Below are 12455 nucleotides of genomic sequence, written 5' to 3' on the forward strand. Positions count from 1 at the left end.
TTCAGCGTTTGCTGAAACCCCTCAATCTGGTGAAATGGCACACCGTATTCTTGTCGAACACAAGCTGCCTCCAGCCTCAAGGTGCGCAAAAAAACCCGGCCAGCTTGCGCCGGACCGGGTTGAGGGACTACCGAGGAGGAGGTTTCGGCTTATCGCTTTACCATTCGGCAAAGCTGCCATCCTTGTGGCGCCAGATCGGGTTGCGCCAGCGGTGGCCGACTTCGGCGCGCTGACGGACATATTCTTCATTGATCTCGATGCCCAGGCCCGGGCCTTGCGGGATCTTGACGTAGCCGTCTTCATACGCGAACACGTTCTTGTCGCGGATGTAGTCCAGCAGGTCATTGCTTTCGTTGTAGTGGATGCCCAGGCTCTGCTCCTGGATGAAGGCGTTGTAGCTGCCGGCATCGACCTGCAGGCAGGACGCCAGTGCGATCGGGCCCAGCGGGCAGTGCAGCGCCAGCGCCACGTCGTAGGCTTCGGCCATCATGGCGATCTTGCGGGTCTCGGTGATGCCGCCGGCGTGCGAGACGTCGGGCTGGATGATGTCCACGTAACCCTCGGAGAGGATGCGCTTGAAGTCCCAGCGCGAATACAGACGCTCGCCCAGCGCGATCGGGGTCGAGGTCAGGTGGGCGATTTCCTTCAGGGCTTCCGAGTTCTCCGACAGCACCGGCTCTTCGATGAACATCAGCTTGTACGGCTCCAGTTCCTTGATCAGGACCTTGGCCATGGGCTTGTGCACGCGGCCATGGAAGTCCACGCCGATGCCCACGTTCGGGCCCACCGCTTCACGCACGGCTTGCACATTGGCCAGGGTCAGTTCGATCTTGTCGTGGCTGTCGATGAATTGCAGTTCTTCGGTGCCGTTCATCTTCACGGCGGTGAAACCGCGCGCCACCGCGTTCTTGGCCGCAGCAGCGGTATCGGCCGGCCGGTCGCCGCCGATCCAGGAATACACGCGAATGGAGTTGCGCACCGCGCCACCGAGCAACTGGTGCACCGGTACGCCCAGGGCCTTGCCCTTGATGTCCCACAGGGCCTGGTCGATGCCGGCCAGGGCGCTCATGTGGATGGCGCCGCCACGATAGAAACCGCCGCGATAGAGCACGGTCCAGTGGTCCTCGATGTTGCGCGGGTCCTTGCCGACCAGGTAGTCGGCCAGTTCGTCCACCGCCGCGGCCACGCTGTGCGCGCGGCCTTCCACGATGGGCTCACCCCAGCCGACGATACCTTCGTCGGTCTCGATCTTGAGGAAGCACCAGCGCGGGGGCACGATGAAGGTGGAGATCTTGGTGATTTTCATTGTTCTGTCCGGTTATGCGTTTAATCTGTTGTGCAGATGAATGATCGCCATGCGATCGGTGACGACGATGTATGTCCTGTATGTCTTGTATGTCTTGTGAGCGAAATCAGCCCAGCGCCTGCCAGGCGGCCACGAAGGCCTGCGCGCGCGAACGCACGGCATCGGCGCTCAGGCCCGGGGTGTAGAGCGCAGAACCCAGGCCGAAGCCGGAGGCACCCGCCGCGCGGAACACGGCCATGCCTTCGGGGGTGATGCCACCCACGGGCAGCAGGGCGATGTCACGGGCGATCACGGCACGCCAGGCCTTGACCACCTGCGGGCCCAGCTGTTCAGCCGGGAACATCTTGAGCACATCGGCCCCATTGTCCAAGGCCGCAAAGGCCTCGGTCACGGTGGCCACGCCCGGGGCGCTGTAGAGGCCAGCCTCGCGCGCCGCACGGATCACGGCGCCATCGCTGTGCGGCATGACGATCAACTCACCCCCGGCATCCTTGACCTCCTGCACCTGGGTCGGTTTCAAGACGGTGCCGGCACCGACGATGCAGTCGGCCGGCAGGCTCTTGCGCAGGATGCTGATGCTGGCCAGCGGTGCGGGCGAATTGAGCGGGACTTCGATGATGCGAAAGCCGCTCTCGTAGAGGGCAGCGCCGATGGCTTGGGCTTCCTCATTGCGCACGCCGCGCAGGATGGCGATCATGCCGGTACTGCGCAGGGCGTCGTGGAATCGTTGGGAGTGGGTGGTCATGGTCTTTTTCGTGATGCGGGGTACGTTGTGCAGTGAGGGGCGATCAGGCCAGCAGACCGGCGTGCTGCGCCAGTATCCACAGGCCCGTTTCGGTGGCGGCGTCGGCCTGGCTGGCCGGGCCCAGTCCATACAGGTCCAGGACCAGCTGGTAGCGGCGGCACAGGCCGGGGTCGCCGATGAGGACGATGTCCGGGGTGGACGGATACAGGCGTTTGAGTGCAGCGATTTCGTGGCCGATCAACAGGCCTGACAGGTAGTCTGGCTGCGCCTCCGCCGCCAGCGCGCCGGTCAGGCCCAGGGTACGGCTGCTGAAGATGTTGGACAGTACGCCGCTCTGGCCCTGCTCGCTCTTTGCCACACCGGCACCGCGCAGAAAGGCTTCGTCGTCGGCCACCTCGGGCTTGTGCATGGTGCGTCCGAGAATGGTGTGGGCACACAGGGCGCCATAGACTTCGCCGGTCATGAAGGTGTCGAAATGCGCGATGCGTCCCTCAAGCACGCGCACCCACTTGGAATGCGTGCCGGGCAGGCCGATCAGCAGTTCGCGCTCCTGGCGGGTTTGCAGGGCACCGATGACCTGGGTCTCTTCGCCGCGCATGACGTTGGGTAGCGTCCCCTGTTCCAGCAGGCCCGGCACGATCCACAGAGGGCGACCCAGACCGGTATCGACTTCGGTCAGCTGGCGGCCGATCAGCGCGGGGGCCAGCGGTACGTTCAGGTAGGCGGCTTCGCGCCAGCCCTGCTTGCTGCCGACCATGCCGGCGGCAATCAGAGGAGCGGCGGGGGCCGCCTTGAGCCAGTCTGCGCAGGCTGCTTCCAGCGCCGCGCGGTAGGGCGCCTGGGCATCTTCGCCATGGCCGACGGCTGGCAGGTTCATGATGCCCCACGGATGGGCGCGGCGCTCGACCACCTGGCCGCTGCCATCGAAACGATAGCAGCGTAGCGAGGAGGTCCCCCAGTCTAGGGCGATCAGGGCACAGTCTTGATTCAATTCCTGGTTCATCTTCATGAGGGCGCGTCAGCGCGCAAGGCTCGTTTGTCGGGGAGTGCCCTGCACCGGGTCCTGGGCGATCTCGCAGACCGTGAAGCGGGTCAGCAGTACCATGTCCTCGCCCGGGGCCAGGGCGATCAGGCCGGGTTGCTTGGGCAGGTGGAAGGCATCGATGGGATGCGTGACCGGCTCCAGGCAGAAATACGGCAGGCCATTGGGGCGGAACATCAGCACATAGCCGCTGCGATCCGTGGTGTGCATCTGCAGGCGCAGGCCGCGCGTGGGATCTTCGATCATGGCCAGGCCATCCCAGCCCTCGAAGCAATTGTCGATCAGGCCGCCCTGCAGCGATGCGGCGCGGTTGTAGTCCCAGTCGGCCGGCAGTTCACGCGAGAAAGCCGTCGGGATGCGATCCGGTCCCGACAGCCACACCCCGCGCGAGCGGAATTGCAGGCGGGTTTGTGCGTCATGCAGGAAATACGGATGCAGGCCCAGACCGTAGGGCAGGGTCTCGTCGCCGGTGTTGGTCACGCGCAGTTCGATTTCCAGCGCATTCTCGCGCAGGGTCAGCACCTGGCGCGCACGATAGACATAAGGGTTGCCGTCACAGCGATCCGAGTCCAGTTCCAGGGTCATGCGGTCCTCGGCCTGGGCCACGATGGACCACGCCTGACGCCAGCTGTCGCCGTGGATGGGATAGGGTTCGCCGGCGCGGTTGGGTGCCAGCGGGTAATGCTTGCCGTTGAACTCGAAGCCGCCGCCGGTGATGCGATTGGACCAGGGCAGCAGGGGGAAGCACGCGGTCGCGTACAGTTTGGCCGGGTCGGCACTCCAAGGGCGCAGCAGCGGCAGCCACTTGCGCTCACGCTGCCATTCCCAGCCGGCCAGTGCGCCGCCTAGCGCTGGCAGCACGTGCAGACGCTGGCGCCCCGATTGCAGGGTATGGATTTCCGGCAGCCCCTGGGCGCCTGCGGGTTGGGCATCGCTTGCTCGGGATGGCATGGTGTCTCGTATCTTGTTATGGAGTGCTGCGTGCATCGTCGGCACAGGGACGCGTTGTCCAACGCGTCGTCCCTCTTGGGGCTGTCTGAAGTCGTCGGCAGGAAGAGGGAGTCGGTTCACGTGGGTTCGCGCCCGGTCTTCATGCAGTGCGCTTCAAAAAAAATCTGGCTGATCCTATCACTGCACTCCGATAGGGAATAATGAAAAAAACATCGCAAACGATATCAAAAATGCGCGCCGCATGCCGGCAAGCAAAACGACCGGCCTGCGTGCCCCGGTACGCCTCACGAAGAGACCGGTTGCTTCCAACGATGTGCGAAACGATATCGAGAAACATTAAAAATTCATTGGATACGGATTGGTCGCTTGCCTAATATTGAGCGCGAATCAAGGGCGATCAGGGCTGTCCGCGATTCCAACCGCACCGCGCCGCTTCCAATTCATACCTACAAATCAAACGCATTGCGGCGCAGCGCACCCCACGCATAGAAAAAAGGGAAGTCCACAATTCCCTGCCAACGGAGACTGACAATGAACTCGAAGAGAAGAGCGCTTCTGGGCGCAGCCATTTGCATGAGCCTGGGCAGCAGCGCCGTGAGCTTCTCGGCCTTTGCCGCCGACAAACCACTGACCATGGGCTTCTCGCAGGTGGGTGCCGAAAGTGAATGGCGCACCGCCAATACCGTATCGATCAAGGAGGCCGCCAAGGCGGCCGGTGTCAACCTGAAATTCGCCGACGCCCAGCAGAAGCAGGAAAACCAGGTCAAGGCGATCCGCTCCTTCATCGCGCAAAAGGTCGACGTGATCGCCTTCTCCCCGGTGGTGGAATCGGGCTGGGAAACCGTGCTGCGTGAGGCCAAGGCTGCCAAGATCCCGGTGATCCTGACCGACCGCGCCGTCAATGTCAGCGACAAGTCGCTCTATGTCACCTTCATCGGTTCGGACTTCGTGGAGGAAGGACGTCGCGCCGGCCGCTGGCTGCTGGAAAAGGCCAAGTCCATGCCGGCCGGTGATATCAACATCGTGGAATTGCAGGGTACCGTGGGTTCGGCCCCGGCCATCGATCGCAAGGCTGGCTTCGAAGAAGTCATCAAGAGCGAACCGCGCCTGAAGATCATCCGTTCGCAGACCGGCGACTTCACCCGCGCCAAGGGCAAGGAAGTGATGGAAGCCTTCCTCAAGGCCGAGGGCAAGAAGATCAATGTGCTCTTCGCCCACAACGACGACATGGCCATCGGCGCCATCCAGGCCATCGAAGAGGCAGGTCTCAAGCCCGGCAAGGACATCACCATCATCTCCATCGATGGCGTCAAGGGCGCCTTCGAAGCCATGATGGCCGGCAAGCTCAATGTGACCGTGGAATGCAGCCCGCTGCTGGGCCCGCAACTGATGCAGGTGGCCAAGGACATCAAGGCAGGCAAGGAAGTCCCCAAGCGCATCACCACCGTGGAAGGCGTTTTCCCGGCCGAAGTGGCCGCCAAGGAATTCCCCAACCGCAAGTACTGATCGCGGCATGACGGCCCGACGCGCGCACTGGAGCTTCCAGGGCGCGCGCCGTGCTGGTTTGGCCTGATGCCGGGCGCTGCTTGCGCAGCGGCCCTGCATCGGGGTTCCGATGGTTCTGATGGAGTTGCGATGACGATGTCTGTCGGGGCGCAGGCGCGTCCCATGCTGGAATTGAGCGGTATCCACAAGGCATTTGCGGGCGTGAAGGCGCTCACCGATGTCGGCTTGCGGCTGTTCCCGGGGGAAGTCCATACCCTGATGGGACAGAATGGCGCAGGCAAGTCCACGCTGATCAAGGTGCTCACCGGCGTGCACGAACCCGATCAAGGCAGGATTGAACTGGATGGCCGCGCCATTGCGCCGGCCTCCACCCTGGAGGCGCAGTCGCTGGGCATCAGCACGGTCTATCAGGAAGTCAACCTGTGTCCCAACCTGTCGGTGGCGGAGAATATCTTCGTGGGCCGCTATCCGCGCCGCTTCGGGCGCATCGACTGGAAAAGCGTACATGCACAATCCAGGCAGCTGCTGCAGCAGTTGCAGATCGATATCGATGTGGGCGCGCAATTGTCGTCCTATCCGCTGGCGATCCAGCAGATGGTGGCAATCTCTCGCGCCCTCTCGGTTTCGGCCAAGGTATTGATCCTGGATGAACCGACTTCCAGTCTTGATGATGCCGAGGTCCAGCAACTGTTCAAGGTGCTGCGCCGCCTGCGCGAACAGGGCATGGCGATTCTCTTCGTCACGCACTTCCTGGACCAGACTTATGACATATCGGATCGCATCACCGTACTGCGCAATGGCGTGCGCGAGGGCGAGTATCTGGTTGCTGACCTGTCGCGACTGGAGCTGGTCAACAAGATGGTGGGCGTGAGCGCGGTCGATCATCGTCAGGTCGACGCCGGTGCCGAGGCCCTGGCCTCGGAACTGTCCGGCGATGAATCCGGCAAGGGCGAGGTCTTTCTGCAGGCCGATGGCTTTGGCCGCCACGGCGTACTGGCCCCGCAGGATCTGGAATTGCGGCGCGGTGAAGTGTTCGGTCTGTGCGGTCTGCTCGGTTCAGGGCGGACCGAGATGGCGCGCCTGCTGTTCGGTGCCGACCGCGCCGATTGCGGAGAACTGCGCGTCGAGGGCCGCAGCGTGAAGTTCAACGTGCCGCGCGATGCAATTGCGGCGGGCATCGGTTTTTGTTCGGAAGACCGCAAGAAGGAAGGTGCGATCCTCGAATTGTCCGTGCGCGAGAACATCATCCTGGCGTTGCAGGCAAGCCAGGGTCTGTTCCGGGTGCTGCCGCGCAAGCGCCAGAACCAGATCGCATCAGATTACGTCAAGTGGCTGGGCATCAAGACCGCCGACCTGGAAACCCCCATCGGCCTGCTCTCCGGCGGCAACCAGCAGAAAGCCTTGCTGGCGCGCTGGCTGGCCACCGATCCGGGCATGTTGATCCTGGATGAACCCACGCGCGGCATCGACGTGCGCGCCAAGCAGGAGATCATGGATTTCGTCATCGCCATGTGTCGCAAGGGCAAGGCTATTCTTTTCATTTCCTCGGAAATCCCCGAGGTCCTGCGCTGCAGCGACCGTATGCTGGTGCTGCGCGACCGCCGTGCCTGCGGCCAGTATCGGCGCGGCGAGCTCGACGAGCAGTCGGTCTTGCAGGTAATCGCGGGAGAGGCCGCATGAGTGCATCCATGGATTCCAAACTCATTCCCGACAGCGCCGCCACCGGCAGCGCGCCGGTCTTCGCGGTACTGCTGCGTCATCCGCTGATGCGTCCGCTGGCGGCGCTGGCCTTGCTGCTGCTGATCGATTTTCTGATGGTGCCCGGCTTCTTCCGGCTGGAGATCAAGGATGGCCACCTCTATGGCGCGGTCATCGACATCATCAACCGCGCCGCACCGCTGATGCTGGCGGCGCTGGGCATGACCCTGGTCATCGCCACGCGCGGCGTCGACATCTCGGTGGGGGCGGTAGTGGCCATCTCCGGTGCGGTCGCGGCCGTTCTCATCGGCGGCAAGATGGTGGTGGTCAATGGCGTCCCGGAATACGTCAGCAACGTGCCGATGGTGTGGGCACTGTGCGCGGCGATGGCGGCGGCGCTGCTGTGTGGCGCATGGAACGGCCTGCTGGTGGCCGGTCTCGGGCTGCAACCCATCATCGCCACGCTGATCCTGATGGTGGCCGGACGCGGGCTGGCGCAGTTGTTTACGGATGGTCAGATCGTGACGGTGTATTACAAGCCCTTCTTCTTCCTGGGGGGCGGCTATCTGTTCGGACTGCCGTTCTCGCTCTATATCGCCGCGGCCATGTTCCTGCTGCTGGCGCTGTTGATGAAGAAGACTGCGCTGGGCCTGTTCATCCAGTCGGTCGGCATCAATCCGGTGGCCTCGCGCCTGGCCGGTATCCGTACCGCTGCGCTGATCTTCTTTGTCTACATGTTCTGCAGCGCCTGTGCCGGGCTGGCCGGACTGATGATCGCCTCCAACATCAAGAGTGCCGACGCCAACAATGCTGGCCTGTTGCTGGAGCTCGATGCGATCCTCGCCGTCACCCTGGGCGGCACCTCCCTGGCCGGGGGCAAGTTCAGCCTGGTGGGCAGCGTCATCGGCGCGCTCATCATCCAGACGCTGACCTATACGATCTATTCGCTGGGCGTGCCGCCTGAAGTCAATATGGTGGTCAAGTCCATCGTGGTGTTCCTGGTCTGCCTGTCGCAGTCGCCGGAGTTCCGCCGCATGTTGAGGATGTCCAAATCATGATGCCTGTTTCTTTCTTGCGGCGTGCTTCGCACGCGCCGTGGTTCACGTCCATGGTCACGGTGGTGTTGCTGGTGCTCATGCTGGTAGTCGGGGCAATGGGCTATGATGGTTTCCTGTCGCCCCAGGTGATGCTCAATCTCTTGATCGACAATGCCTTCCTCTTGGTGGTGGCCATCGGCATGACCTTCGTCATCCTCTCCGGCGGCATCGATCTCTCGGTCGGCTCGGTGCTGGCACTGACCACGATGGTGGCGGCTTTCCTGCTGCAGAACTGGCACTGGCCGCCGCTGCTGGTGATGGCTGCCGTGTTGCTCATGGGCGCCGGCTTTGGCGCGGCCATGGGGGCGCTGATCCATTACTTCCGGCTGCAAGCCTTCATCGTCACGCTGGCCGGGATGTTCCTGGCGCGCGGGCTGTGCTACCTCATCAGCATCAATTCCATCACCATCGATGATCCGCTGTTCGTCACGTTGTCGCAGACGCGGATCGAGTTCGCCGGTCTGTTCATTTCTCCCAGCGTGGTCATCGCGTTGCTGGTGCTGGCCGTGGCGATCTGGATGGCACATGGCACCCGCTTCGGTCGTGCCGTCTATGCCATCGGTGGCAGCGAGCAGTCAGCTCTTCTGATGGGCTTGCCGGTGGGACGCACCAAGGTTCTGGTGTATGCCTTCAGCGGCTTCTGCGCATCGGTGGCCGGCTTGCTGTTTTCCTTCTACATGCTCTCGGGATACGGGCTGCATGCACAAGGTGTGGAGCTCGATGCGATTGCGGCCGTGGTCATCGGCGGGACCCTGCTCACCGGCGGCTATGGTTACGTGGCCGGAACACTGACCGGCGTACTCATCCTTGGCGTGATCCAGACCCTCATTGCCTTCGATGGCAGCCTCAGTTCCTGGTGGACCAGGATCTTCATCGGCGCGCTGTTGTTCGTCTTTTGTGTCGCACAGCGCGTCATTTCTCTGGGAGCCCTGCGCGGCAAACCGGCCGGATCGGCGAAAGCCGCGCCAGCCGGGGCTTAGGCGGGATTTTTTAAGCTTAATTAAGATAACTTTACATAGAGGGAGTTATACCGAAAAACATATCCATTACGCTCAAAAAATCATTAGAAATGTATTGGTAAAGCAATTAATGTAGAGCCCGCAAAACAGTTGCTCTGCATGACATTCATCAGAAATAGCGGCGCTGTTTTAGATAACTACAACACGCCATTCCAACAATGAGACTGGAGACTCGAAGCATGAAAATCAAATCCGTATTGAGCGGTATCGCCCTCGGCCTGGGTGTGACCCTGATGTCCATCAGCGCACAGGTGAGCGCGCAGAGCAAGGCACTGGTCGGTGTGGCCATGCCCACCAAGTCTTCGGCCCGCTGGATTGCCGACGGCAACAACATGGTCAAGGTCCTCAAGGAAAAGGGCTACCAGACCGACCTGCAATACGCCGAAGACGACATCCCCAACCAGCTGTCCCAGATTGAGAACATGCTGACCAAGGGCGCCAAGGTGCTGGTGATCGCCGCCATCGACGGCACCACCCTGACCGACGTGCTGCAGAAGGCCGCCGACAAGGGCGTCAAGGTCATCGCCTATGACCGCCTGATCCGTGGTTCCAAGAACGTCGACTACTACGCCACCTTCGACAACTTCCAGGTCGGCGTGCTGCAGGCGCAGTCGCTGGAAAAGGCTCTGGGCCTGAAGGAAGGCAAGGGCCCGTTCAACATCGAACTGTTCGGCGGTTCCTCGGACGACAACAACGCCTTCTTCTTCTACAACGGCGCCATGTCGGTCCTGAAGCCCTACATCGACAGCGGCAAGCTGGTGGTGCGTTCCAAGCAGATGGGCATGGACAAGGTCGCGACCCTGCGCTGGGATCCGGCAACCGCCCAGGCCCGTATGGACAACCTGCTGTCGGCCTACTACACCAATGCCAAGGTCAACGCCGTGCTGTCCCCGTATGACGGCCTGTCCATCGGTATTCTGTCCTCGCTGCGCGGCGTGGGCTACGGTACTCCGCAACAGCCGTTCCCGTATGTCTCGGGTCAGGATGCCGAAATTCCTTCGGTCAAGTCCATCATCCGTGGCGAGCAGTATTCCACCATCTTCAAGGACACCCGCGAACTGGCCAAGGTCACCGTCGGTATGGTGGATGCACTCATGGGCGGCAAGCAGCCCCAGATCAACGATACCAAGACCTACAACAACGGCGTGAAGGTCGTGCCGTCCTACCTGTTGAAGCCGGTCGTGGTCGACAAGTCGAACTGGAAGCAGATCCTGGTGGGCAGCGGCTACTACACCGAAGCGCAACTGAAGTAATCGTTTGAGGTAATACGCGGGCGGCAGCGTCAATGACGCTGCCGCGCGTGGCAAGAGTGTGTCACCGCCGTACCCGACAAGAACAACAAGCAGAAGCAGGCAAGAAGAACAGCATGGTCCCGCTCTGTGCGGGACTAATTCTTTCAGCGTTGCGCTTGCCCCCGTGCAACGCAAACGAGACAGGCAAGTCCGGCTACGTCACCCACGCAAGACCGGCAAAAGAGAGGTCAGCATCATGAGCAACATTCTGGAAATGCGCGGCATCGAAAAGAGCTTCCCGGGTGTGAAGGCGTTGAACAACGTCAACCTGGCAGTGCGCGAAGGCGAGATCCATGCGATCGTCGGCGAGAACGGCGCCGGCAAATCCACGCTGATGAAGGTGCTTTCGGGTGTGTACCCGCACGGCAGCTATTCCGGCGACATCGTCTACAAAGGTGAGGTGCGTGCCTTCAAGGATATTCGCGACAGCGAACACCTGGGCATCATCATCATCCACCAGGAGCTGGCCCTGGTGCCTCTGCTGTCGGTGATGGAAAACCTGTTCCTGGGCAACGAGCAAGCCAGTGGCGGCGTCATCGACTGGGAGCACTCCTACGTGCGCGCCAAGGAACTGCTGGCCAAGGTCGGCCTGAAGGAGTCACCCCTGACCAAGGTCGGCGACCTGGGCGTGGGCAAGCAGCAACTCATCGAAATCGCCAAGGCGCTCTCCAAGGAAGTCAAGCTGCTGATCCTGGACGAGCCCACTGCCAGCCTCAATGAAAGCGACTCCGATGCCCTGCTGGAACTGCTGCTGGAACTGAAGCGCCAGGGCATTGCCTCGATCCTCATTTCGCACAAGCTCAACGAAATTTCCAAGGTCGCCGATTCCATCACCGTGCTGCGCGACGGCACCACCGTCGATACCTTCGACTGCCGCGCCGAGCCGATCAGCGAAGACCGCATCATCCAGCACATGGTGGGCCGCGAGATGGCCGACCGCTATCCGCAGCGCGATCCACAGATCGGCGAGGTCATCTTCGAAGTGCGCGACTGGCGTGTACACCACCCGCTGCACTCGGATCGCCTGGCCATCAAGGACGTCAACATGACCGTGCGTGCCGGCGAGATCGTCGGTATTGCCGGGCTCATGGGCGCCGGTCGTACCGAACTGGCCAAGAGCATCTTTGGCCGTGCCTACGGCAAGAAGATTACCGGCCAGGCCTTCCTGCATGGCAAGGAAGTGGACCTGTCCACCATCGAGAAGGCCATCGCCAAGGGCATCGCCTACGTCACCGAAGACCGCAAGGGTGATGGTCTGGTGCTGGAAGAAGACATCAAGAAGAACATCTCGCTGGCCAACCTGGGCGGCGTGGCCGAGCGCACAGTCATCGACGAGGCGCGCGAGTACAAGATCGCGGCCGATTTCAAGCAACAGATGCGCATCCGCTGTTCCAGCGTGCTGCAGAAAGTGGTCAACCTCTCCGGCGGCAATCAGCAGAAGGTGGTGCTGTCGAAGTGGCTGTTCTCGCAGCCGGAAGTGCTGATCCTGGATGAACCCACGCGCGGCATCGACGTGGGCGCCAAGTTCGAGATCTACAACATCATCAGCAAGCTGGCCGCCGAGGGCAAGTGCATCATCATGATCTCGTCGGAAATGCCGGAACTGCTGGGCATGTGCGACCGCATCTACGTGATGAACGAAGGCCAGTTCGTGGGCCACCTGCCCAAGGCCGAGGCCACGCAGGAAAACATCATGCGCGCCATCATGCGCAACAAGCGCATCGATGACCCGGGCCTGTCCCAGGCTGCCTGAACGCAAACCATCAAGCCGGAGCCAAACCGGCGGCAACACCCATAAA

10 protein-coding genes are annotated in these 12455 nt (G+C 61.9%); 6 read left to right on the forward strand and 4 right to left on the reverse strand.

Annotated elements, in window-relative coordinates; translation table 11 throughout:
• Window positions 1–157: 157 nt before the first annotated feature.
• The 4 genes from dgoD to HWE01_RS15200 form a co-directional block, all read right to left on the reverse strand.
• A complete protein-coding gene (dgoD, locus tag HWE01_RS15185) occupies window positions 158–1306 on the reverse strand; it encodes a galactonate dehydratase (protein ID WP_088755358.1) in 1149 nt (382 codons plus the stop codon).
• A 106-nt stretch (window positions 1307–1412) separates the two neighbouring features.
• Window positions 1413–2051, reverse strand: a complete 639-nt coding sequence (locus tag HWE01_RS15190; protein ID WP_008326066.1) for a 2-dehydro-3-deoxy-6-phosphogalactonate aldolase — start codon at window positions 2049–2051, stop codon at window positions 1413–1415.
• A 43-nt stretch (window positions 2052–2094) separates the two neighbouring features.
• Window positions 2095–3054, reverse strand: a complete 960-nt coding sequence (locus HWE01_RS15195; RefSeq protein ID WP_241822275.1) for a 2-dehydro-3-deoxygalactonokinase — start codon at window positions 3052–3054, stop codon at window positions 2095–2097.
• Window positions 3055–3069: 15 nt separating this feature from the next.
• Window positions 3070–4044, reverse strand: a complete 975-nt coding sequence (locus HWE01_RS15200; protein WP_008326071.1) for an aldose 1-epimerase — start codon at window positions 4042–4044, stop codon at window positions 3070–3072.
• Between the two features lie 531 nt (window positions 4045–4575).
• On the opposite strand from HWE01_RS15200, the gene HWE01_RS15205 reads away from it, so the two are divergent.
• The 6 genes from HWE01_RS15205 (at window position 4576) to mmsA (ending at window position 12409) form a co-directional block, all read left to right on the forward strand.
• On the forward strand, window positions 4576–5550 hold the full coding sequence (locus tag HWE01_RS15205) for an ABC transporter substrate-binding protein (protein WP_008326073.1): 975 nt from the start codon (window positions 4576–4578) through the stop codon (window positions 5548–5550).
• Window positions 5551–5679: 129 nt separating this feature from the next.
• Entirely contained in the window at window positions 5680–7230 is a 1551-nt protein-coding gene (locus HWE01_RS15210; RefSeq protein WP_241822243.1) for a sugar ABC transporter ATP-binding protein, read from the forward strand.
• Entirely contained in the window at window positions 7227–8306 is a 1080-nt protein-coding gene (locus HWE01_RS15215; RefSeq protein ID WP_034349819.1) for an ABC transporter permease, read from the forward strand. The genes HWE01_RS15210 and HWE01_RS15215 overlap by 4 nt, the downstream gene beginning before the upstream one ends.
• Window positions 8303–9325: a galactofuranose ABC transporter, permease protein YjfF gene (gene yjfF, locus HWE01_RS15220; RefSeq protein WP_008326078.1), complete on the forward strand. Its 1023-nt coding sequence runs from the start codon at window positions 8303–8305 to the stop codon at window positions 9323–9325. The genes HWE01_RS15215 and yjfF overlap by 4 nt, the downstream gene beginning before the upstream one ends.
• Window positions 9326–9543: 218 nt before the next feature.
• Window positions 9544–10617, forward strand: a complete 1074-nt coding sequence (chvE, locus tag HWE01_RS15225; protein WP_175342776.1) for a multiple monosaccharide ABC transporter substrate-binding protein — start codon at window positions 9544–9546, stop codon at window positions 10615–10617.
• A 235-nt stretch (window positions 10618–10852) separates the two neighbouring features.
• Window positions 10853–12409, forward strand: a complete 1557-nt coding sequence (mmsA, locus tag HWE01_RS15230) for a multiple monosaccharide ABC transporter ATP-binding protein (RefSeq protein ID WP_249791672.1) — start codon at window positions 10853–10855, stop codon at window positions 12407–12409.
• Window positions 12410–12455 lie beyond the last annotated feature (46 nt).

Source organism: Herbaspirillum sp. C7C8, from assembly GCF_022627875.1.
GTDB lineage: Bacteria > Pseudomonadota > Gammaproteobacteria > Burkholderiales > Burkholderiaceae_D > Herbaspirillum.

What these genes read in the sequence shown, in the direction of transcription:
- chvE (WP_175342776.1), top strand. Translation starts at nt 9,544, where the DNA reads ATGAAAATCAAATCCGTATTGAGCGGTATCGCCCTCGGCCTGGGTGTG.
- HWE01_RS15210 (WP_241822243.1), top strand. Translation starts at nt 5,680, where the DNA reads ATGACGATGTCTGTCGGGGCGCAGGCGCGTCCCATGCTGGAATTGAGC.
- HWE01_RS15200 (WP_008326071.1), bottom strand. Translation starts at nt 4,044, where the DNA reads ATGCCATCCCGAGCAAGCGATGCCCAACCCGCAGGCGCCCAGGGGCTG.
- mmsA (WP_249791672.1), top strand. Translation starts at nt 10,853, where the DNA reads ATGAGCAACATTCTGGAAATGCGCGGCATCGAAAAGAGCTTCCCGGGT.
- dgoD (WP_088755358.1), bottom strand. Translation starts at nt 1,306, where the DNA reads ATGAAAATCACCAAGATCTCCACCTTCATCGTGCCCCCGCGCTGGTGC.
- HWE01_RS15215 (WP_034349819.1), top strand. Translation starts at nt 7,227, where the DNA reads ATGAGTGCATCCATGGATTCCAAACTCATTCCCGACAGCGCCGCCACC.
- HWE01_RS15190 (WP_008326066.1), bottom strand. Translation starts at nt 2,051, where the DNA reads ATGACCACCCACTCCCAACGATTCCACGACGCCCTGCGCAGTACCGGC.
- HWE01_RS15195 (WP_241822275.1), bottom strand. Translation starts at nt 3,054, where the DNA reads ATGAACCAGGAATTGAATCAAGACTGTGCCCTGATCGCCCTAGACTGG.
- HWE01_RS15205 (WP_008326073.1), top strand. Translation starts at nt 4,576, where the DNA reads ATGAACTCGAAGAGAAGAGCGCTTCTGGGCGCAGCCATTTGCATGAGC.
- yjfF (WP_008326078.1), top strand. Translation starts at nt 8,303, where the DNA reads ATGATGCCTGTTTCTTTCTTGCGGCGTGCTTCGCACGCGCCGTGGTTC.